This window comes from Dyadobacter sp. AC419 (genome assembly GCF_979253085.1).
The window spans coordinates 223140-243862 of the sequence record NZ_CEEDCD010000024.1 but is presented as its reverse complement, the minus strand read 5'-3'; the positions used below and the strand labels follow the sequence as shown (position 1 = coordinate 243862).

Here is a 20723-nt window from a genome sequence, read left to right as displayed (position 1 = left end):
GCCAGTGGATTTTTTGTTATATTTCATTTTATTAAAACCTTGCTATGAAACAAATTATACTGATCCTTCTCTGTCTGTTCTCCGTAAGCGTTTCTGCCCAGAAAAGACCGCGCGATCTCGGGATAAAAATCGGCATCCTTCCCACCGGCGCGCTCAATGCCATCACCGATGTTGCCGGCGTGAAAGTAGGGCACGTGACATTGAAAGAAGGAGCAGATGTCCGCACGGGCGTTACGGCCATCATTCCGCATGACGGCAATGTGTTCCAACAGAAGGTCCCGGCGGCTATTTACATTGGAAATGGTTTTGGTAAACTAACCGGATATTCGCAGGTTGAGGAGCTTGGGACGATGGAAACGCCTATTTTGCTGACCAACACATTGAGCGTTCCCACGGTTGCCGATGCGATCATCGACTGGACATTGGGGCAAATGGGTAACGAAAATGTAAGATCTTTAAACCCGATTGTCGGAGAAACGAACGATGGGTTTTTAAACGATATCCGCGGCCGGCATGTGCGAAAAGAACATGTTTTGAATGCATTGGCGCAAGCAGAAAGTGGACCCGTTGCAGAAGGAAATGTGGGCGCCGGCACCGGAACGGTTTGTTTTAACTGGAAAGGAGGCATCGGCACAGCTTCCAGGAAATTGCCCGCGAAGCTTGGCGGATACACAGTGGGCGTGTTGGTGCAGACCAACTTTGGAGGCGTTTTGAAAGTGAATGGTGTGCCGGTAGGAGAGGAATTGGGCAAGTTTGCATTTAAAGAGTCTTTGGACAAAACATCTGACGGATCTTGCATGATGGTTGTGGCGACCGACGCGCCACTGGATGCCAGAAATTTGAAGCGACTGGCAAAAAGGGTTTTCATGGGCATGGCGCAAACAGGCGGCATTGCATCCAACGGAAGCGGCGATTATGTCGTTGCATTTTCAACGGCTAACCGCACTCTTCACGAAATCGCTGAGCCTACATTCAGTGCCACTTACTTGCATAATGATGCCGTTTCGCCGCTTTTCCTCGCTGCCATTGAATCCACAGAAGAGGCGATTATCAATTCACTTTTCATGGCAACTACAACCGAAGGAACCCAAGGGCATAAGGTGGATGAGATTCCGAAAGAGCAGGTGCTGCTCATTATGAAAAAGTACGGAAGGTTAAAAGAGTAACTTAAAAAAATAACTTGCGTTTGTAATTTTTTAGATTAAAATTTGCGGTTTGAAAAGAACCTGTATTCGAAAAGTGAGAGCGCAAAGAGTTATCAGTCAGACAATGAGCTTCATGCTTGCCATCATGCTTTTGATGGCTGCTGGCATGCGCACATGGTCGGATCATTCGGATGTTGCTCAGAAGCAGGTTGCACATGCAAAAGCGGTTGGTAAGGATTTAACAAAACGGTCCTCCCAATCAACGGAGCCGAGCCAGGCAAAAGTGAGCGCATTGTCACTGGACGCTGTCATTACGCCAGCATTATCCTTTGATTTTTCTCATTACTTCTCATTTTTTACCGCAGCCCGTCTGGCATTTCGTTGCCAAAGAGGCGGTTCTTCCGGTCGTTTTCAAGGAATCAGTCTTCCTGTTCTCTTATTTTCACAGGATATTCGGCCGGTTTATAGTCACCAACGCCCCCTAAGCTTAATTTTTCGGCAGATCTTCGCTGTCTGGTGTGTGCACTTCAATGCACTTTGCAGCCGTTGATATGTGCTGTCCATTCAGATCGTCTTTCAGGTTACCCTTATCAGGTTAATCTTCTTCATTTTACTGGAATATCATTTTAATTTTTTTTACTAATAATAATGGCTAATAAGAACGGAATTATAGGGCTTACCATCGTGATTGCCCTGATTAGCGTCTATTATCTCTCTTTTACTTTTGTTTCGCGCAACATTAAAAGCAAAGCGGTTGCTTATGCAACTGACTCAAAAGGAGAAATAGACGTAGCAAAAAAACAACGCTATATCGATTCATTGTGGCGTGAGGATGTCTACCTGGGACACACTTTGCAGGAAGTAACAGAACGTGAATTGAACCTCGGTCTTGACCTTCAAGGCGGTATGCACGTGGTGATGGAAGTTGCTCCTGCTGACATCCTGAAAGGAATGGCAGGTGGAAACGCCCGCAGCCTGGCTTTTCAAAATGCTTTGAAGAAAGCAAGTGAAGACAAAACAGCGAGTAACAGCACTTTCATCAATCGTTTCGCGGCTGCTTATAAAGAAGCTGCTCCAAATTCAAGTCTGGCTGCACTTTTTGCAACAAGCTCAAACAGAGGCAAAATTAGCAGCAGCTCATCAGATGGCGATGTGATCAAAATGCTTAACACTGAGGTGAATAGCTCAATCGATCGTGCATTTCAGATCACACAGGCGCGTATTGACAAATTTGGTGTAACGAACCCTAACATTCAGCGTTTACCAGGTCAAAACCGTATTTTGGTGGAGCTTCCTGGCGTTGATAACCCTGAGCGTGTGCGCCGTTTGCTTTCTGGTGCTGCGAAATTGGAATTCTCTGAGGTTTATCTGACCAACGAGCTTGCTGCCGGATTGGACGGTTTGGGTAAATATCTTGCAAGACAAGAGGAAATTAAAAAATCAACTTCGAAGCCATCCGCAACAGTTGCCGCTTCAACAGATACGACAAAGAAAACAGATGGCGGTCTGGCTGCGCAGTTGGCACAAAAATCAGCTGACTCAACTGCAACCGATTCTTCCGCATTGGCTGCACAAAGCGCTGCATTGACCAACTTGTTTGTTCCAATGCCACAAGGCCTGGGCGTTTTCCTTAAAGACACTGCACGTGCGAGCGAAATCCTGCGCCGTCCGGAAGTTAAGGCGTTATTCCCTGCTGACCTTGTTTTCATGTGGGACCGTAAGGGAACAGAAGGTGTAAGCAATCAATTGATCCTGCCATTATATTTTATCAAAAAACAAAATGGCGAGCCTGCAATGGAAGGCGATGTGATTGTTGACGCAACACACGATTACGACGAACGCGGCCGTCCGGAAGTGACCATGCGTATGAATGGCGAAGGCGCGCGCAAATGGCGTTCACTAACTGCCCGCAGCATTGGCCGTCCGGTTGCTATCATTATCGACAACCTGGTTTATACAGCCCCGACTGTTCAAGGCGAGATTCCAAATGGTAACTCCAGCATTACGGGAAGCTTCACTGTGGAAGAGACAAAAGATATGTCCAATGTCTTGAAAGCGGGTAAATTGCCAGCTCCAACGCACATTGTTGAGGAAGCGGTTGTAGGTTCTTCATTAGGAGCAGAAGCGATTAACGACGGTTTGATTTCATCTGCTGTTGGTTTGCTTATCGTTTTGATTTTTATGATTGCTTATTATAGCAGAGCCGGTTGGATCGCTGACATTGCGTTGCTGATCAACTTGTTCTTCCTGCTTGGAATCATGGCTTCATTGGGAGCGGTGCTTACATTGTCTGGTATCGCGGGTATCGTCCTTTCTATTGGTATGGCCGTGGATGCGAACGTGCTTATTTATGAAGGCATTAAGGTTGAGCTGGAAGAAGGCAAGCCATTTGCACAAGCTGTAAGAGACGGTTTCAAACATTCGCTTACTGCCATTATTGACTCCAATGTTACCACGCTCTTGACGGGTATTATTCTTTATACATTGGGAACAGGGCTTGTACTTGGCTTTGCTACAACGCTGGTTCTTGGTTTGCTTACTTCATTGTTCTGCGCAATTTTTATCACGCGTTTGTTCCTGGAACAACAGATTAAAAAAGGCAAAGTCTTCAATTTTTATTCTGGTTTGAGTAAAAACTGGTTTAAAGACAATCATTTCGACTTCGTTTCACAGCGTCGCCGTTTCTACATTATCTCAGGAATTATCATTGCAATCGGGATCGGCTCATTCATTTTCAAAGGCTTCGGTTTGGGAATTGACTTCAAAGGAGGCCGTACTTATGTGGTTCGTTTCCAGGAATCTGTTGATGCTGACAATCTGAGAACGATTATGGATGATGTGCTTGGTTCAACTACGGAGGTGAAAACATTCGGAGGACAGGATCAGGTGAAAATTACAACAGCATATCTGATCGAAGAAACGACTCCGGACGCTGATCAGAAAGCAGAATCGAAAATCCTGGAAGGCGTTAAAAAGATCCCTAACAATCCTGCACAGATTGTAAGTTCTAACAAAGTAGGCCCTACAATGGCCAATGACACGCTCTGGTCTGCTGTATATGCGATCCTGCTTGCGTTGGCTGCCAACTTCGTTTACATTTTCATCCGTTTCAAAAGAGTTGCTTTCAGTTACGGTGCGGTTGTGTCACTTGGGCATGACGTGATCATTATCCTTGCAATCTTCTCTTTATTTAATGGCTGGTTGCCATGGTCATTGGATATCGATCAGGCATTTATTGGTGCCATCCTAACCATGATCGGTTATTCAATGAACGATACAGTTGTAATTTATGACCGTATCCGTGATTACCTGAAAGATGACAATGCACGCGGACAAAGCTTGCCAACGGTAATCAACAACGCCTTGAACAGTACATTGAGCCGTACAGCTGTGACGGGTATCTCGGTAATCCTTGTTTTGATCGTGTTAATGATCTTCGGAGGCGCCGTAATTCGCGGATTTACATTCTGTATGCTTCTTGGGGTTATCGTCGGAACGTATTCATCTCTATTTGTAGCGGCACCAATCGTGGTTGACTTGCTGCAACGTGAAAAGCTGAAAGAGCCTGCATTGGCAGTAGCAGAACCAGCTGCTCCGGCCGGAAGCAAAAAGATTAAAGCGTAAAGATATTTTAGAATAAAAAGGGGTTAAGTTTCGTACTTTCCCCTTTTTATTTTGTCTATATACGTAAAAGGCAAATTTTCTCTTTAAGTTTATAGCGAGTTAATATAACTACAACAAACGCATTATATGGCAAATCAACTATGGGTCAAAAAGCCTATTGACAAATTATTACTTGAATCATCGGGGGAAGGAAACCAATTAAAGCGCTCACTTAGCTCAACCAGTTTGGTTGCCTTGGGAATCGGCGCGATCATTGGAGCCGGCCTTTTTTCTTTAACCGGGATCGCCGCTGCTGAACATTCCGGACCAGCAGTTACGATTTCATTTATACTTGCAGCAGTGGGCTGCGGCTTTGCAGGACTTTGTTATGCAGAGTTTGCTTCCATGATCCCCATCGCAGGAAGTGCTTACACATACTCATATGCAACAATGGGCGAGTTCGTCGCCTGGATTATCGGTTGGGACCTTGTTTTGGAATATGCGCTCGGTGCTGCAACTGTTTCAGTAAGCTGGTCGCGTTATCTGCTTGAATTTCTAAACAAATTTGGCATTCATCTTCCTGCTCAACTTGTTTGCTCTCCCTTTGAAGTTGTTAAATTGAGCGACGGGACTGTGATCGACAACGGCATTATCAATTTGCCTGCCATCATTGTTGTATCCCTGCTTTCGCTATTACTCATCAGAGGAACGCAAGGATCAGCGTTTTTGAATAATGTGTTGGTTGTGGTAAAAGTAGCAGTGGTTTTGATTTTCATTGCCCTGGGTTGGAACTACATTGATCCACAAAATTATGTCCCATACATTCCTGAAAATACAGGAAAATACGAAAACTTTGGCTGGTCGGGTATCGCAACCGGTGCTGCCGTTGTGTTCTTTGCATTTATCGGTTTTGATGCGGTTTCTACTGCCGCTCAGGAAGCTAAAAATCCACAGAAAGGAATGCCGATCGGGATCCTGGGGTCATTGGTTGTTTGTACGATCCTGTATGTGCTTTTCGCACACGTAATGACGGGTTTGGTAAAATATACTGAATTTGCCAATGATGCGAAGCCTGCTGCAACTGCATTTGCCAAAACAGGTTACGACTCACTTCAAACTGCATTGATCATTGCTATTCTTGCTGGTTACACGTCTGTAATGCTGGTAATGCTTTTAGGCCAAAGCCGTGTGTTCTATTCCATGAGCAGAGACGGACTGTTGCCGAAATTTTTCAGCGATGTGCATCCTAAATTCTCGACGCCATGGAAGACAAATCTTTTCTTCATGGGCTTTGTAAGCATCTTTGCCGGATTTGTTCCTGTAAGTGATTTGGGCCATATGGTGAGTATCGGGACACTTTTCGCATTCTGCCTCGTATGCGTAGGCGTATGGATGCTACGTGTGAAAAGACCGGATCTGCAACGCTCATTCCGCACACCATTGGTTCCTTTTGTGCCAATTATGGGAATCGTTGTATGTCTTTATTTAATGTATTCTTTGCCTATTGAAAGCTGGTATCGTCTTGCGATCTGGCTGGCAATCGGACTTGCGGTTTACTTTGGCTACGGCAAGAAACACAGTAAGTTAGGGAAAGAATAGGTTTGGCTGTCGGCGATCAGTTGTCGGCCGTCCATTTCATAAAATAATAAAAAGACCCTGCTCTCGAAACGAAAGCAGGGTCTTTTATTTTTGCCGACCGCCGACCGCCGACCGCCGACCGCCGACCGCCGACCGCCGACCGCCGACCGCCGACCGCCGCTATATTCTTGCTAAAACGCGCTCCGAAACGGTCTGGCCGATGGATAATGAGGATGTCGCTGCGGGTGATGGCGCATTGCAGACGTTGATGGCATTTTTGTTTTCAATGATCGAGAAATCATCGAGCAAGCCGCCGTCGTAATCACATGCCTGCGCACGAACTCCTGCGCCTCCCGGAATCAGATCTTCACTCTGAATTTCGGGAATAAGGCCTTGTAATGCCTTTGTGAATGCGGCCTTCGAGAATGATCTGTAATATTCGCCCATGCCTGTTTTCCAATATTTCATGGCCACTTTTCTGAATCCAGGCCACGCCAATGATTCCATTAGTTCAGGAACATTGAAGTCGAGCTTATCATAACCTTCCCGACGAAATGCAAACACGGCATTAGGACCCGCTTCCACGCCGCCTTCAATCATTCTGGTGAAATGCACCCCCAGGAACGGGAAATTAGGATCCGGAACCGGATAAATCAGGTTTTTAACCAAATAATGCTTCTCAGGTTTGATCTTATAATATTCGCCCCGGAAAGGGATAATGCGCACTTTAATGTCTTCCGGCTGCGTCAATTGCGCAACTTTGTCGGAGTACAAACCTGCGCAGTTCACAACTAATTTTGTTTCAAATATTTTGCCGGTCGCTGACACAACTTCTGAATGTGTGTTGCGGTTTTTAATGTCAGTCACTTTTTCACCGAACCGGATTTCTCCATCGAGCTTTTGCAGGCATTCCGCATATTTTTCCGAAACGGTTTTATAGTCAATAATGCCCGTATAAGGCACCCAAATGCCTTCCAAGCCTTTTACATGCGGCTCAATTTCACGGATTTCAGCCTGAGAAATCATCTTATTTTCGACCAAACCATTCTGAATGCCGCGTTCAAAAAGATTGCGTAACAACGGCCTTTGTTCCTCGCTCGTAGCAACGACAATTTTACCGCAAAGGTCATAATGCACACCTTCCCGATTACAGAAATCGATCAGCATCTGATAACCGCGAATGCAATTGGTGGCTTTCAGGCTGCCCGGTTTGTAGTAAAGTCCTGAGTGGATAACACCACTGTTATGCCCGGTTTGATGTTTGGCAACTTCATTTTCCTTTTCAAGAAGCAGTAATTTAAGCGAAGGGCGTTGCTGTTTGATCCTCAGCGCCGTGGCCAGGCCGACTATGCCTCCGCCGATAATGGTGATGTCGTACATTGAATTCTTAATTACTAATTTTAGTTAACCGGGAAATGAGATTTTCCCCATCGATACACCCGGCACACCGTCTTTTTCTCCGAAATGCATGGATTCGCCGGCAATGGCTTCATTAGCCAGAACAGCAAACAGAACAGCTTCTTTCGCATCGCCTGAAATTCCAAGCTCATCGATTCGCCTAACCGGGCGGTTTAATGCTGCGGAAATGGCCTGCATTAAAATCGGATTATGCGCTCCGCCTCCGCTCGCATAAATAGCATACGCGCTGTCGGAATCCATCACGCTACGAATAGCGTCTGCAATCGTTTCTGCGCTCAGCTGCGTTAACGTGGCAATGATATCCTGCCTTGAAAGCGAAATCAGCTTGGATTGCTGAATGGCTGACTCAACATAATCAAAATTGAAAACCTCCGGTCCCGTGGTTTTAGGGAAGGGCGCTTTAAAGAATGGAAATGCCTTTAAGGCTTGCAGCAATGTATCATTTACTTTCCCGCTGGCCGCAATCGCGCCTTTGTCATCGTAAGGTTTGTGAAAAAAGCGCTTTGTATATGCATCGAGCAATGTGTTTCCTGGGCCCGTATCGGTTGTGAAAATTGTTTTTGTATCCAGATTCCCCGGTAGGAAAGTGAAGTTGGCAATGCCGCCCATGTTCAGCAAAACCCTGTTTTCACCTGCTTTGGAAAACAGATAATGATCGCCATAAACCGCCAGTGGAGCACCTTCTCCGCCTGCCGCAATGTGTTTTTGCCTGAAATCACTTACAGTAGTAATGCCTGTGCTCATGGCAATGTGATCGCCGTCACCAATTTGTAATGTTGCATTGGGAAAGCCCGGAATTCTATGCTGTTTTTTTGGTGCGTGGAAAACCGTTTGTCCGTGGCTGGCAATCAGATCAATGTATTCAGGAGCAATATCCCACGCTTGAAGCGTATCCAGGATCATGCGTCCGTGCGTCAATCCAATGTAGGGATTCAGCAAGCAAAGCTGTTGAAAATCTATCTGCCTTTTGGCGAATATTTGAAGAATTTCGTTGCGGAAATCGTCTGTGTAAGGGACCGTTGTGAAATATTCCAGTTCCAGAACCGTGTCCGTGCCGTTGCCTTCGATGTGGCAAACTGCAATGTCCAATCCGTCGAGGGAAGTGCCTGACATGAGTCCAATGATCCGGCGCGATGGTTTGCCTGACAATTCATAAAGATGCTCGATATGCTTTTTCATAGGCGGCATGCGTAAAAAAAGGAAGTCAAGCGCTAAGTTAGTCTTGACTTCCTTCCGGTTAAAAATCTATCAGCATTTTAGTCAGTTTTCTGGGGAGAAGAAGCTTGCGGTTTGTTAGCATTGTTCTTGTTTTTACCAGACCTGCTTTTTTTCTTTTTCTTCTTCTTTTGCTCCTCGCTGTATTTTTTATCGAGGTTTTCCAGATCGCTGTTGATCTTTCCAGGCGCCCGGTCAACAGCAGTTTTTTCAGCTTGCGGCGTAAGGATTTCCAATGATTCCGGAATGATATCCTTCTTGTTAAGCTCCATAATTTCCAACACTTTACTGATCGCCACCGGATACCAGTTTGTGTCTTTATCAAAACCAAACCACATGATCTTTTTGAAAATGTCTGTTTTCTGCAAAACAGCCACGCCTTTTTTGGTCTTCAATGGCACATCCACGGTTGGAATGTCCCGTAAAGCATCAATGTAAGTTTCGAGCTCGTAATTCAGACAGCATTTCAACCGCCCGCATTGCCCTGAAAGTTTTGCAGGATTCAATGACAGGTTTTGGTAACGCGCTGCCGCCGTTGATATATTTTTGAAATCCGTAAGCCAGGTCGAGCAGCATAATTCGCGCCCGCAAGAACCCAATCCGCCTAAGCGGCTCGCTTCCTGACGCAGACTGATCTGCCGCATTTCAATCCTAACCTTGAATTCCGAAGCCAATGATTTGATCAGCTCACGAAAATCGACACGTTCTTCGGAAGAATAATAGAATGTTGTTTTCGTATTATCAGACTGAAATTCCACATCCGAGAGCTTCATATTAAGCTTCATTTCGCGAATGATCTCACGCGTGCGATACAATGTTGGCATTTCACGCGCCATTGCCTGCGTATGCTTATCGAGGTCCTTTTCAGTTGCTACGCGGTAAATGACGTGCATGTCATCATTGATAACCACGCTTTTACGCTTCATTTGCAGCCTTACAAGTTCTCCTTGCAGTGAGATTGTCCCGATATGCTGGCCAGAGGCCATTTCGCAAACAACATAGTCGCCGGTGATAAATTCCAGCTGATTTATATTTCTGAAATACTCTTTTCTTCCTCCTTTGAACTTAACTTCTACGACATCAAAGCGCTGGCTAACAGGCACATCCATGTGACTCAGCCAATCGAAGACATTCATTTTATTACATCCGCCTGTTCCACAGGTTCCATTACTTCCACATCCGGAGACTGCCGATCCACTAGTACCGCATCCCCCGGATGAACATGATCCACATCCCATAGTTACTCATATCATCAATCGTTATAACGTATTAAATCCACACCGATGTCATGACGGAAATATTTACCCTCGAATTGCACAGCCTGTGCGGCGCGCTGCGATTTATGAACCGCATTTTCAAGGGAATTGGCAAGGCCCGTAAGCGCCATAACCCTTCCTCCATTTGTCACAACTTCGGTGTTTCCATTGAAAGTAGTGCCCGCGTGGTATAAAAACACATCTTCTACTTTTTGGCTGCCGGAAATTACCTTTCCTTTTTCATAATCTCCTGGATAACCTCCTGACACAACCACGGTCGTCACGGCCACCTGCGGGGAGATTTGTAATTCGAAATCATTCAAAGTTCCCTTCGCCGTCGAGGCCATGAGCATAGCAAAATCGGACTGTATCCGCGGAATAACAACTTCCGTTTCCGGATCACCCATTCTTACATTGTATTCGATCACAAAAGGCTCCCCTTTTATGTTCATTAAGCCGATAAAAATAAAGCCGACATATTTGATGCCTTCGCTTTTCAAGCCGTGCAATGTGGGCTTAACCACTTTTTCATCAACTTTTTTAAGAAAATTGGCATCGGCAAATGCAACTGGCGAAACGGCGCCCATTCCACCGGTATTTAGTCCAGTATCGTTTTCCCCAATTCGTTTGTAATCTTTTGCTTCGGGTAATATTTTATAATGCTCTCCATCTGAAAGGACAAATACGGATAATTCTATCCCTTTCAGAAATTGTTCGACCACAACTTTGTTTCCAGCATCGCCGAATTTATGGTCTAAAAGCATTTCTTTAAATGCGGTTTCGGCTTCCAGATGCTTTTCAGCAATGATAACGCCTTTTCCGGCGGCTAATCCATCGGCCTTCAAAACAATCGGCAGCGGTTGTGCTTCCAAATATTCGAGGCCTTGTTCCAATGTCTCAGCAGTGAATGTCTTTGAAGCAGCGGTAGGAATGCCGTATTTCTGCATGAATTGTTTGGAGAAATCCTTACTTCCTTCCAGCTGAGCTCCTGCTTTATTTGGGCCAATGATCTTTATTTTTGATAAATCATCCCTTGATTCGAAATAATCAACAATTCCGTTCACCAGCGGTTCTTCGGGGCCGACGATGACCAATTCAATTTTGTTTTCGAGCACCGCATTCGCGATAGCATCGAAGTCATTGTAAGATATAGAGAGGTTCGTTGCAATTCCGGCAGTTCCAGCATTGCCGGGTGCCACATATAAACTGTCACAAAGAGGGCTTTGGGCTATTTTCCAGGCAAAGGCATGTTCTCTTCCGCCTGATCCCAATATAAGTATGTTCATAAAAGGTTAATTGTTTCACTAAAACACTGATAACAAGTTTTTCCGGCTTGTTAATTCGCCAATTCCGATAAAAACTTGATGCGCATAAGCCGCAATTCTTCTTCGCTGATCTCGTCGTTGGCAAATTCACCTAACGCGGCGGCTATATTATCCGTTTCAGCGGTCATGAAATAGTCGTAAATATCCTGCTGTCTTTCACGGTCAATCACCTGATTTATATAGTAATCCAGGTTAAGCTTCGTTCCGGAATAGCAGATATGTTCAACTTCTTCAATAACGTCGGCGAGGGCCAGGTCTTTAACTTCTGCGATTTCATCCAGACTCACCTTGCGGTCAACCTGCTGAATGATAAATATCTTTATTTTCGATTTATTGACTGTCGATTTAATAACAACATCCTTGGCAGTCTCAATCTCGTTTTCTTCAACATAACGCGTGATCAGGTCAATGAACTGACGGCCGAATTTCTGGACTTTACCCATTCCGACGCCGTTGATCTGCGCCATTTCCTGTTGAGTAGTCGGGTAAGTCGTTGCCATTTCTTCCAAAGACGGATCCTGGAAAATAACGTAAGGAGGCAGGTTTTTCTCCTTTGCAACCTTTTTACGAAGTGCTTTGAGCATCCCCAAAAGTGCCTCATCATAAGCATGCGCACTTCCGCCTCCGGCTGCTGCATCCTTGTCGTCGTCTTCGGGTTTTACTTCTTCTTCGTCAAAATTATGGTCTTTGTGAAGCGTAACCGGGTAAGGATCATTCAGGTAATTGGTGCCTTTTTCGCCCAATCGAATGACGCCATAGTTTTCAATGTCTTTTTCCAGATAATTGAAAATCACGAGCTGACGGATCGTTGAAATCCAGTATTCGCGGGATTCGTTGATTTCTAACCCTTTGCCATACACATCGAGCTGGTCGTGCTCGTAGCTTTTCACATATTGATTTTCAGTGGCCGTAAGAACATCCGCAATATGCTCGCAATCGAATCGCTGTTCGGTAAGGTGAACGGCTCTTAAAACCAAAATTACGCCGTCCTGAACCTTTGTCTTTTCGGTCGGCTTAATGCAGTTATCGCAGAAGCCGCAGTCTTTTTCAAGATATTCTCCGAAATAGCTTAGCAATTGTCTTCTCCGGCAAACGCCTAATGTTGAGTAAGCCACCATTTCATTCAGCAAATGGCGTGCATTATCGCGTTCGGTGACCGTCTTGTCTTTATTGAATTTTTCCAGCTTCTGAATGTCTTCATAGCTGTAAAACATGAGGCAATTTCCTTCCAAACCATCCCGTCCGGCCCGTCCTGTTTCCTGATAATAACCCTCCAATGATTTTGGAACATCATAATGGATCACAAAACGAACGTCCGGCTTGTCAATTCCCATCCCGAATGCAATGGTTGCAACGATCACATCTGCTTCTTCATTCAGGAACGCATCCTGGTTGGCCATGCGCGTGTTGCTGTCCAAACCGGCATGATACGGTAATGCACGAACGTCGTTAACCGTAAGCAGTTCAGCCACTTCTTCAACCGTCTTTCTGCTCAGGCAATACACGATCCCAGATTTGCCCTTATTGTTGCGAACGTAGCGGATCAGTTGCTTTTTAACGTCTTTTTTCGGACGAATCTCGTAGTAAAGGTTTTTCCGGTTAAATGAAGATTTGAATGTTTCAGCTTCCTCCATTTGCAGGTTTTTGCGAATGTCCTGCTGCACTTTAGGCGTTGCAGTGGCCGTAAGCGCGATAATGGGAAGTCTGCCTATATTTTCGATAATGCCATAAATGCGGCGATATTCCGGTCTGAAATCGTGGCCCCATTCCGAGATACAATGTGCCTCATCAATGGCGACGAATGATATTTTTACTCTTTTAAGGAAGTCGAGGTTATCTTCTTTCGTAAGTGACTCAGGAGCAATGTAAAGCAATTTTAGACTTCCGTCTAAGGCATCGCTTTTCACCCGGTTCATTTCGGATTTGGTAAGCGTAGAATTGAGAAACTGAGCATTGATGCCGAAAGCGGTCAACTGGTCGACCTGATTTTTCATTAATGCAATAAGCGGCGATATAACGATGGTAAGGCCATCGCTGACAAGAGCAGGCAATTGATAGCAAAGTGATTTTCCCGCTCCGGTGGGCATAATCACAAAAGTATTCTTACCAAGAAGGATGTTTTGAATGATAACTTCTTGCTCACCCCGGAACTGACTGTATCCAAAAATTTCTTTTAGCCTTTCTTTTAACGTGTCTAAAACGACTGCATCAACATTCTTTACCATACTCTGTTAACAAAATGGTTATCCCAAACTTCTATATCTTTGCTTTTGAAAGTGAAAATCCCATTGGTTCCCAATAAAACTGTGTTTCAGATTTGAAATTAATAAAAAATATTCAGTCAATAGCAAAAGAAGTGTTGCGGCAAGAGGCCGAAGCATTGCATAATCTGATCGGATTGATTGATGAAGAATTTGAAAACTGCGTATATGCCATAATCAACTGCGGAGGTCGCGTAGTGGTGTCTGGCGTAGGTAAAAGTGCGATTGTGGGACAAAAAATCGTAGCCACACTCAACTCCACCGGAACACCCGCATTGTTCATGCATGCTGCCGACGCAATTCATGGCGATCTCGGCATGATTCAGGATAATGACGTGGTCATTGTGATCTCCCGGAGCGGCGATACAGCTGAAATTAAGGTGCTTATCCCGCTGTTAAAAAGGACCGGCGTGACAATGATCGCAATGGTGAGCAACAAGGATTCTTATCTGGCCAAAAATGCAGATCACATCCTGCACGCTCACGCTCCCGAAGAAGCTGATCCACTGAATCTTGCGCCTACGACAAGCACTTCCGTGACTATGGCATTGGGTGACGCGCTGGCCATTTGTTTATTGGAAGCGAGGGGATTTACACACGATGATTTTGCCAAATTCCATCCGGGCGGTGCTTTGGGTAAAAGGCTTTACCTCAAAATCTGCGACATTTACCCGCACAATGCATTGCCGGTTGTGTTAGAAGATGCTGGTTTGCAGGAAATTATATTAGAAATGACTTCCAAAAGGCTGGGTGCAACGGCTGTTAATAATGCTGATGGAAAAATGGCCGGCATTATCACCGATGGCGATTTACGGCGAATGTTAAAGCAACACGATGGCGGCGATATTTTGCATTTAAAAGCCCGCGACATTATGACAAAGTCGCCCATTTCCGTTTCACCAGACGAATATGCTGTAAAGGCTCTCGAACTGATGCAATCCAAAAGCATTACGCAGGTTGTCGTTGTGGAAGACGATGCGATCCTTGGCTTTGTGCATTTGCATGACCTTTTGCGGGAAGGCTTGGTATAAAAAAAGCATTAACGATGCTCGATCATTAATGCTCTCTTTTAAGTAAAAACCCCTTTTATCTAAATCTCTTCGACTGCTGCACTTCACGCTCATCTTTTCTGATAAAGCGATTCGCGAACACATTGGCTAACATTGCGCCTACTAACCCATAAAACCCAATTTCGTAGCTTCCTGGGAGGTTTGGATCAAAAAGCTTTGCGGTTTTGTAAAATGTGAAGTAGATCACAAGTCCCATAATGATGGTCATCAGAATGGAATTCACTGCGCAAAGTGCTGATTGCAAAACCCTGTTTTTGAATTGGATAATGGCATATGCCGCAATTGCCGCAACAAGAATGGCCAGAATAATGAGATAATAAACTGGCTGAACATTGGCCTGAACCGCATTAGCCTGGTGCGTAAGCTTGATCGCTGTCAGATCGGCTCTTTCCTCACCGGCTGTTGCGACTTTCGTCCAGATAGGGAAAGCAAGAAATATTCCCATTCCAACTACGGTAAGGGCTAGAAAAATGGTTTGAATACGTTGTAACATATTTTTTTAGTATTGAGCTTATTCAGAATAAGCCGCAAATGTAATAAAGACAAAATGAGACGGAAAGCGTTATCAGGAAATAACCGATCCGTACAAGTCAAATTCCTCAGCCGAAGTGATCTTAACATTGGCAAAATCGCCCAAACGCACATATTGGCTGGCTGGCACAAGCACTTCATTATCCACTTCCGGCGAATCAAATTCCGTGCGGCCGATAAAATGTCCTCCTTCTTTGCGATCGAAAAGGACTTTATAAGTATTTCCGATTTTCTGCTGGTTCAATTCATAAGAAATGCCTTGTTGCAGCTCCATAATCGCATCTGCACGCTCTTGCTTGATTTCAGCAGGAATGTCGTCCGGCATTGTGTATGAATGCGTGTTATCCTCGTGTGAATATTGGAATGCTCCTAAACGATCGAAACGCATTTTTTCAACAAAATCGTAAGTCTCGTCAAACAATGCTTCCGTTTCTCCCGGGTGACCGACGATTAATGTCGTTCTTAATGTAATGTCCGGGACTTTCGCGCGGATCGTTTCTATCAATGCTTCTGTTTTTTCGCGCGTAATGCCGCGTCGCATCGATTTCAAAATCTCAGTAGAACCCGTTTGCAAAGGCATATCGAGATATTTGCAAATGTTGCTGCGCTCGTTCATCACGTCCAGAATGTCCATCGGGAATCCAGCCGGATAAGCATATTGCAACCTGATCCACTCGATGCCTTCCACATCCGAAAGTTGAGCAAGGAGGTCAGAAAGGTTTCTTTTTTTATAAATATCAAGACCGTAGTAAGTCAAGTCTTGTGCAATGAGGATCAGTTCCTTAGTGCCGCGTTTTGCCAGGGATTTCGCTTCTTTTACAAGCTCTTCAATGGAGCGCGAAACGTGGCCGCCGCGCATAATGGGGATCGCGCAAAAGCTGCATGGGCGATCGCATCCCTCGGCGATTTTCAGGTAAGCGTAATGCGTGGGCGTGGTCAGCAAGCGCTCGCCAACGAGTTCGTGCTTGTAATCGGCTTTTAATGTTTTGAGAAGGCGGGGAAGTTCATTGGTTCCGAACCAGGCGTCAACGGTTGGGATTTCCACAGAAAGCTCGTCTTTGTAACGATGTGACAAACAGCCCGTAACATAAACTTTATCCACCATTCCGGCTGCTTTTGCGTCGGCATAGCGCAGGATTGTATTGATAGATTCTTCCTTCGCATTATCGATAAATCCGCAAGTGTTGATCACAACAATCTGCGAATCGTCTTTCTTTGACTCGTGGTCAACGGTAAATCCATTGCCTTTGAGCTGTGTATAAAGCACTTCTGAATCCACCAGGTTTTTAGAACAACCCAGCGTAACAATATTGACTTTATTCTTAACTATTCCTTTGGTTTTCATTGGTTTTAGCTATCAACGCAAGGCTTTTAGCTTTAAGTGAGAATTGATATGCAGCCCCTGACTATATGAAAGTGACTGATAATGAACGGCGAAACGGGGTGCAAAGTTCGGAAAAAATTTGTTGCTCAGCCAATCTTCTTAAACAAAGAATCAACAAACTCGCTGCGATCAAAAACTTGGAGGTCGTCCATTTTTTCTCCTACGCCGATGTATTTTACGGGGATCTTGAATTCGTCGGAAATCCCGATTACGACTCCCCCTTTGGCTGTTCCGTCCAGTTTGGTGATGGCTAATGCAGTAATCTCAGTGACTTTGGTAAATTCTCTGGCTTGAATAACAGCATTCTGACCTGTGCTGCCATCGAGAACAAGTAAAACTTCGTGCGGCGAATCGGGGATGATCTTCTGCATGACGCGTTTGATCTTCGAAAGCTCGTTCATCAGGTTCACTTTCGTGTGCAAACGTCCGGCTGTGTCGATAATGATGACATCGGCGCCTGTTTCCATTCCCTTTTTCAATGCGTCATAAGCCACCGCAGAGGGATCGGTGTTCATTCCGTGGTCGATAACCGGGACGTCCACGCGTTTTCCCCAAAGTTTGAGCTGGTCCACCGCTGCCGCGCGAAATGTGTCAGCGGCTCCCAGCACGACTTTATGACCGCGCTGATGAAACTGATGCGCCAGCTTCCCAATCGTAGTCGTTTTTCCAACGCCATTGACACCCACAACCATTATGACAAAGGGTTTGGGCAAATGCTCCGTTTCGAAGCTGTCTTTGATATCAACCGATTTATTTTCGGTAAGCAATGCAGCAATCTCCTCGCGCAGAATGCCGTCAAGCTCGGCAGTTGTAGCGTATTTATCTCTTGCAACACGCTCTTCAATGCGCTTAATGACCTTTACAGTGGTTTCAACGCCTACATCCGAGCTTACGAGAATGTCTTCCAGTTCATCCAGAACATCTTCGTCAATAGTGGTTTTGCCAACAATGGCGCGGGAGAGTTTCCCAAAGAAACTGTCTTTGGTTTTTTCCAGGCCTTTATCTAATGTTTCTTTTTTCTCTTTTGAAAAAAAACCAAATAAGCTCATATCGGTGTGAATGTAATAAGATCTGAATCGTGTAAGTGCGCTCAAAAATAAAACAAAAAAAGTCCCAAAAGGGACTTTTTAAAAAACTCAATATCGCAACCTGAACAACTTAGTTTTTCAGGGCACCTTGAACACCGTCCAAAGGAACGATTTCTTCTTTGAAGGTGTAAGCTCCTGTTTTAGGAGATTTTACAGCCTTAATAACCTTAGCGAAAGCTTTTCCGCCTTCTTTTTTCAGGGTAGCAACTACTTTCTTTGCCATGTCTGTATATCTTTTAAAGTTAAATAACTTATTTAATTTCTTTGTGGACTGTATAGCGTCTCAGGAATGAATTGAATTTTTTCAATTCCATACGGCCAGGCGTATTTTTCCGATTCTTTGTAGTCACATAACGTGACATTCCAGGAACACCACTATCTTTTTGTTCTGTGCATTCCAATATAACCTGTACTCTATTACCTTTCTTAGCCATTGCTTTACATCGTTTTTACAAATAGGACTGCAAAAGTAATAACATTTAGTTTTATTCACAATGCTCATTTATAAATTTAGTGTAATTTTTGAAAAATTTTATTTGCGTCCCGTGACATTAAAATCTTGGTGTGCAGATAAATAAGTTACGCTTACAGTCATCTTGCTTCCAATTTCTGTCTTAAATTTGAAGGAAATCTAGCGCAAACTTACTTTCTTCGTGTGCGATTTATTTTGCAAATCCTTATTCTGGCGGAAATTCTTAATTTAAAAACAATGACTCTTAAAAAAAGTACCCCTTTGGCGCTTGTTGCGCTGGCGGTTTCACTACTCATCGGCTGCTCCTCTCAGGAAGACAAGGATAAATACGATCATTATTATGGATCAGGCAGCAAATCCAGAGAGGAAACAGCGCTTGTAACATTACAAAACGAAAGAAAAAATCAACCTGCACCTGCCCAGGCAGCAGCACCGGCTTCGGCACCAGCTGCCGGAGATTCAGGAAAAGCAGCGCCAGCGGGTGATACAGCAGCCACTGCGGCACCGGCGGCAGCAGCACCGGCGGCAGCGCCTAAACGCAAGCCAGTTCCGGCGGACGTTTCAGCATTGCTTAACAAACATGCTTGTCTAGCTTGCCACCAGCCTTATGACAAGGTGATCGGGCCGGCTTATGCGGAAGTTGCAAAGAAAAAATATACTGCTGACCAGATCGTGGAACTGGTTCACGCTCCAAAACCGGAACATTGGCCTGGTTATCCTCCGATGGCGCCTATGGGCCACGTTCCAAAAGGTGATATCGTTACGATCGCCAACTGGATCAACTCTTTATAATAGTAAGCTGACATTTAGAAAATACGGGCCGTTCATGCTATGGACGGCCCGTATTTGTATCTTTGCGAAAGCATTTGTAATATAATATGACTCAAAACGCACTGCAACCTGCCGACATCACGGACGAACTTCTGGCCCAATATGAAACTGTAATCGGGCTTGAAGTGCATTGTCAGCTATTGACAGAATCGAAACTTTTTGCCCAGGACCGCAACCTATTTGGTGCGGAACCTAATACGAATATTGGCCCGCTTACGCTTGCGTTGCCGGGAACATTGCCGAAGATCAATAAGAAAGCGGTTGAGTATGCGATTCGTTTGGGATTGGCATCTGGCTGTTCGATTAGCCGCAGGACGATTTTTGACCGCAAAAATTATTTCTATCCGGATCTTCCAAAGGGTTATCAGATTTCTCAGGACAAAAAGCCGATTTGTGAAAACGGCGGTGTGACGATTTCTGTGAAGAATGAAGAAGGCAAAATGACTGAAAAAGTGATCCGCTTTCACCACATTCATTTGGAAGAGGACGCAGGGAAATCCGTTCATGATGGCAGCGTCACCGAAACATTGCTGGATTATAACCGCGCCGGAACGCCGTTGGTGGAAATGGTTTCAGAACCGGATCTGCGTTCTGCTGAGGAAACGGGTGCTTTTGTAACAGAAATCCGCCGTTTGGTTCGCTATCTGCACATTAGCGATGGCAATATGGAAGAAGGCTCGTTGCGCTGCGATGTGAATGTTTCGTTACGGAAAAAAGGAGCGGAAAAGTTGGGCACAAAAGTCGAGATCAAGAACATGAACTCGATCCGGAATATGATGCGGGCGATTAGTTTTGAGGAAAAAAGGCAGGTCGCAATGTTGGAAAATGAGCAGGCAATCCAGCAGGAAACGCGCATGTTCGACGTAGAAACCGGGCAGACTTACGGGATGCGCGTAAAGGAAACGATGAACGACTACCGCTATTTCCCCGATCCGGATTTGAGTCCGGTTGTGGTTTCTGACGAATGGCTTGAAAGTATAAAAGCGTCCATGCCCGCCTTGCCGCATGAATTGCGCGAAAAGTTTGTGAATCAATATGGCATTCCGGCTTATGACGCGGCTGTGCTTACGGACACACGCGAAATTGCGGCTTATTTTGAAGCAGTCTGTGCCAAAACTTCTGCTTATAAAGCGGCTTCAAACTGGTTAATGGGCCCGGTTAAGTCTTATTTAAATGAGCATGAAGGCAACATTGAGCATTTTCCGATAAGCCCTGAAAATCTGGCTGCGTTAATTGATCTGGTTGAGTCGGATACGGTGAGCAATTCTGTTGCCACGCAAAAGATTTTTCCAGTGCTTTTGGCTGAGCCACAGCGTGATCCCAAAGACATTGCAGCAGCAAATAACTGGCTGCAAAACAGCAATACAAATGAGCTTGAATCGTTGGTAGATGAGGTAATTAACGCAATGCCTGACAAGGTGGCCGCTTTCAAAAAAGGGAAAAAAGGCCTATTGGGACTTTTCGTTGGCGAGGTGATGAAAAAATCAAATAACACCGCCGATCCAAAGCTTGTCAGTCAGTTACTGACCACAAAACTCGGATAAA

Annotated in this window: 17 protein-coding genes; 7 read left to right on the top strand and 10 right to left on the bottom strand. The window is 45.0% G+C overall.

The window, feature by feature from the left end; all coding sequences use genetic code 11:
- Positions 1-44: 44 nt before the first annotated feature.
- The 4 genes from AC0IYG_RS23380 (at position 45) to AC0IYG_RS23365 (ending at position 6347) form a co-directional block, all read left to right on the top strand.
- Entirely contained in the window at positions 45-1166 is a 1122-nt protein-coding gene (locus AC0IYG_RS23380; RefSeq protein WP_471713480.1) for a DmpA family aminopeptidase, read from the top strand.
- A gap of 49 nt (positions 1167-1215) precedes the next feature.
- A complete protein-coding gene (locus AC0IYG_RS23375) occupies positions 1216-1695 on the top strand; it encodes a hypothetical protein (RefSeq protein WP_471713479.1) in 480 nt (159 codons plus the stop codon).
- Between the two features lie 98 nt (positions 1696-1793).
- The gene (gene secDF / locus AC0IYG_RS23370; protein WP_471713478.1) at positions 1794-4769 is read left to right on the top strand and encodes a protein translocase subunit SecDF; all 2976 of its coding nucleotides are present in this window, start codon (positions 1794-1796) and stop codon (positions 4767-4769) included.
- Between the two features lie 126 nt (positions 4770-4895).
- The gene (locus AC0IYG_RS23365) at positions 4896-6347 is read left to right on the top strand and encodes an amino acid permease (RefSeq protein WP_471713477.1); all 1452 of its coding nucleotides are present in this window, start codon (positions 4896-4898) and stop codon (positions 6345-6347) included.
- 159 nt (positions 6348-6506) lie between these two features.
- Here the strand turns inward: AC0IYG_RS23365 and lhgO are convergent, their stop codons facing one another.
- The 5 genes from lhgO to recQ all read right to left on the bottom strand — a co-directional run bounded on the left by lhgO (position 6507) and on the right by recQ (position 13766).
- Positions 6507-7706: an L-2-hydroxyglutarate oxidase gene (gene lhgO, locus AC0IYG_RS23360; protein ID WP_471713476.1), complete on the bottom strand. Its 1200-nt coding sequence runs from the start codon at positions 7704-7706 to the stop codon at positions 6507-6509.
- Between the two features lie 24 nt (positions 7707-7730).
- Positions 7731-8924, bottom strand: a complete 1194-nt coding sequence (locus tag AC0IYG_RS23355) for an anhydro-N-acetylmuramic acid kinase (protein ID WP_471713475.1) — start codon at positions 8922-8924, stop codon at positions 7731-7733.
- Between the two features lie 77 nt (positions 8925-9001).
- The gene (locus tag AC0IYG_RS23350) at positions 9002-10096 is read right to left on the bottom strand and encodes a PSP1 domain-containing protein (protein WP_471713474.1); all 1095 of its coding nucleotides are present in this window, start codon (positions 10094-10096) and stop codon (positions 9002-9004) included.
- Positions 10097-10212: 116 nt separating this feature from the next.
- On the bottom strand, positions 10213-11502 hold the full coding sequence (gene purD / locus AC0IYG_RS23345) for a phosphoribosylamine--glycine ligase (RefSeq protein ID WP_471713473.1): 1290 nt from the start codon (positions 11500-11502) through the stop codon (positions 10213-10215).
- Positions 11503-11552: 50 nt separating this feature from the next.
- On the bottom strand, positions 11553-13766 hold the full coding sequence (recQ, locus tag AC0IYG_RS23340; protein ID WP_471713472.1) for a DNA helicase RecQ: 2214 nt from the start codon (positions 13764-13766) through the stop codon (positions 11553-11555).
- A 92-nt stretch (positions 13767-13858) separates the two neighbouring features.
- On the opposite strand from recQ, the gene AC0IYG_RS23335 reads away from it, so the two are divergent.
- Positions 13859-14833 (top strand): KpsF/GutQ family sugar-phosphate isomerase, encoded by a 975-nt coding sequence (locus AC0IYG_RS23335; RefSeq protein ID WP_471713471.1) that lies wholly within the window; start codon positions 13859-13861, stop codon positions 14831-14833.
- Positions 14834-14888: 55 nt separating this feature from the next.
- Here AC0IYG_RS23335 and AC0IYG_RS23330 read toward each other — a convergent pair whose 3' ends face one another.
- The 5 genes from AC0IYG_RS23330 to rpmG form a co-directional block, all read right to left on the bottom strand.
- A complete protein-coding gene (locus AC0IYG_RS23330) occupies positions 14889-15365 on the bottom strand; it encodes a DUF4293 domain-containing protein (protein WP_471713470.1) in 477 nt (158 codons plus the stop codon).
- Positions 15366-15437: 72 nt separating this feature from the next.
- Positions 15438-16748: a 30S ribosomal protein S12 methylthiotransferase RimO gene (gene rimO / locus AC0IYG_RS23325; RefSeq protein ID WP_471713469.1), complete on the bottom strand. Its 1311-nt coding sequence runs from the start codon at positions 16746-16748 to the stop codon at positions 15438-15440.
- 125 nt (positions 16749-16873) lie between these two features.
- Positions 16874-17836: a signal recognition particle-docking protein FtsY gene (gene ftsY, locus AC0IYG_RS23320; RefSeq protein ID WP_471713468.1), complete on the bottom strand. Its 963-nt coding sequence runs from the start codon at positions 17834-17836 to the stop codon at positions 16874-16876.
- Between the two features lie 109 nt (positions 17837-17945).
- Complete coding sequence (locus AC0IYG_RS23315; RefSeq protein WP_015813059.1) at positions 17946-18098, bottom strand: DUF4295 domain-containing protein; 153 nt, start codon at positions 18096-18098, stop codon at positions 17946-17948.
- A 28-nt stretch (positions 18099-18126) separates the two neighbouring features.
- Positions 18127-18309: a 50S ribosomal protein L33 gene (gene rpmG / locus AC0IYG_RS23310; protein ID WP_026632037.1), complete on the bottom strand. Its 183-nt coding sequence runs from the start codon at positions 18307-18309 to the stop codon at positions 18127-18129.
- A 275-nt stretch (positions 18310-18584) separates the two neighbouring features.
- On the opposite strand from rpmG, the gene AC0IYG_RS23305 reads away from it, so the two are divergent.
- Complete coding sequence (locus AC0IYG_RS23305; protein ID WP_471713467.1) at positions 18585-19139, top strand: c-type cytochrome; 555 nt, start codon at positions 18585-18587, stop codon at positions 19137-19139.
- An 86-nt stretch (positions 19140-19225) separates the two neighbouring features.
- Positions 19226-20722, top strand: a complete 1497-nt coding sequence (gene gatB, locus AC0IYG_RS23300) for an Asp-tRNA(Asn)/Glu-tRNA(Gln) amidotransferase subunit GatB (protein ID WP_471713466.1) — start codon at positions 19226-19228, stop codon at positions 20720-20722.
- The last annotated feature ends 1 nt before the right edge of the window (position 20723 follow it).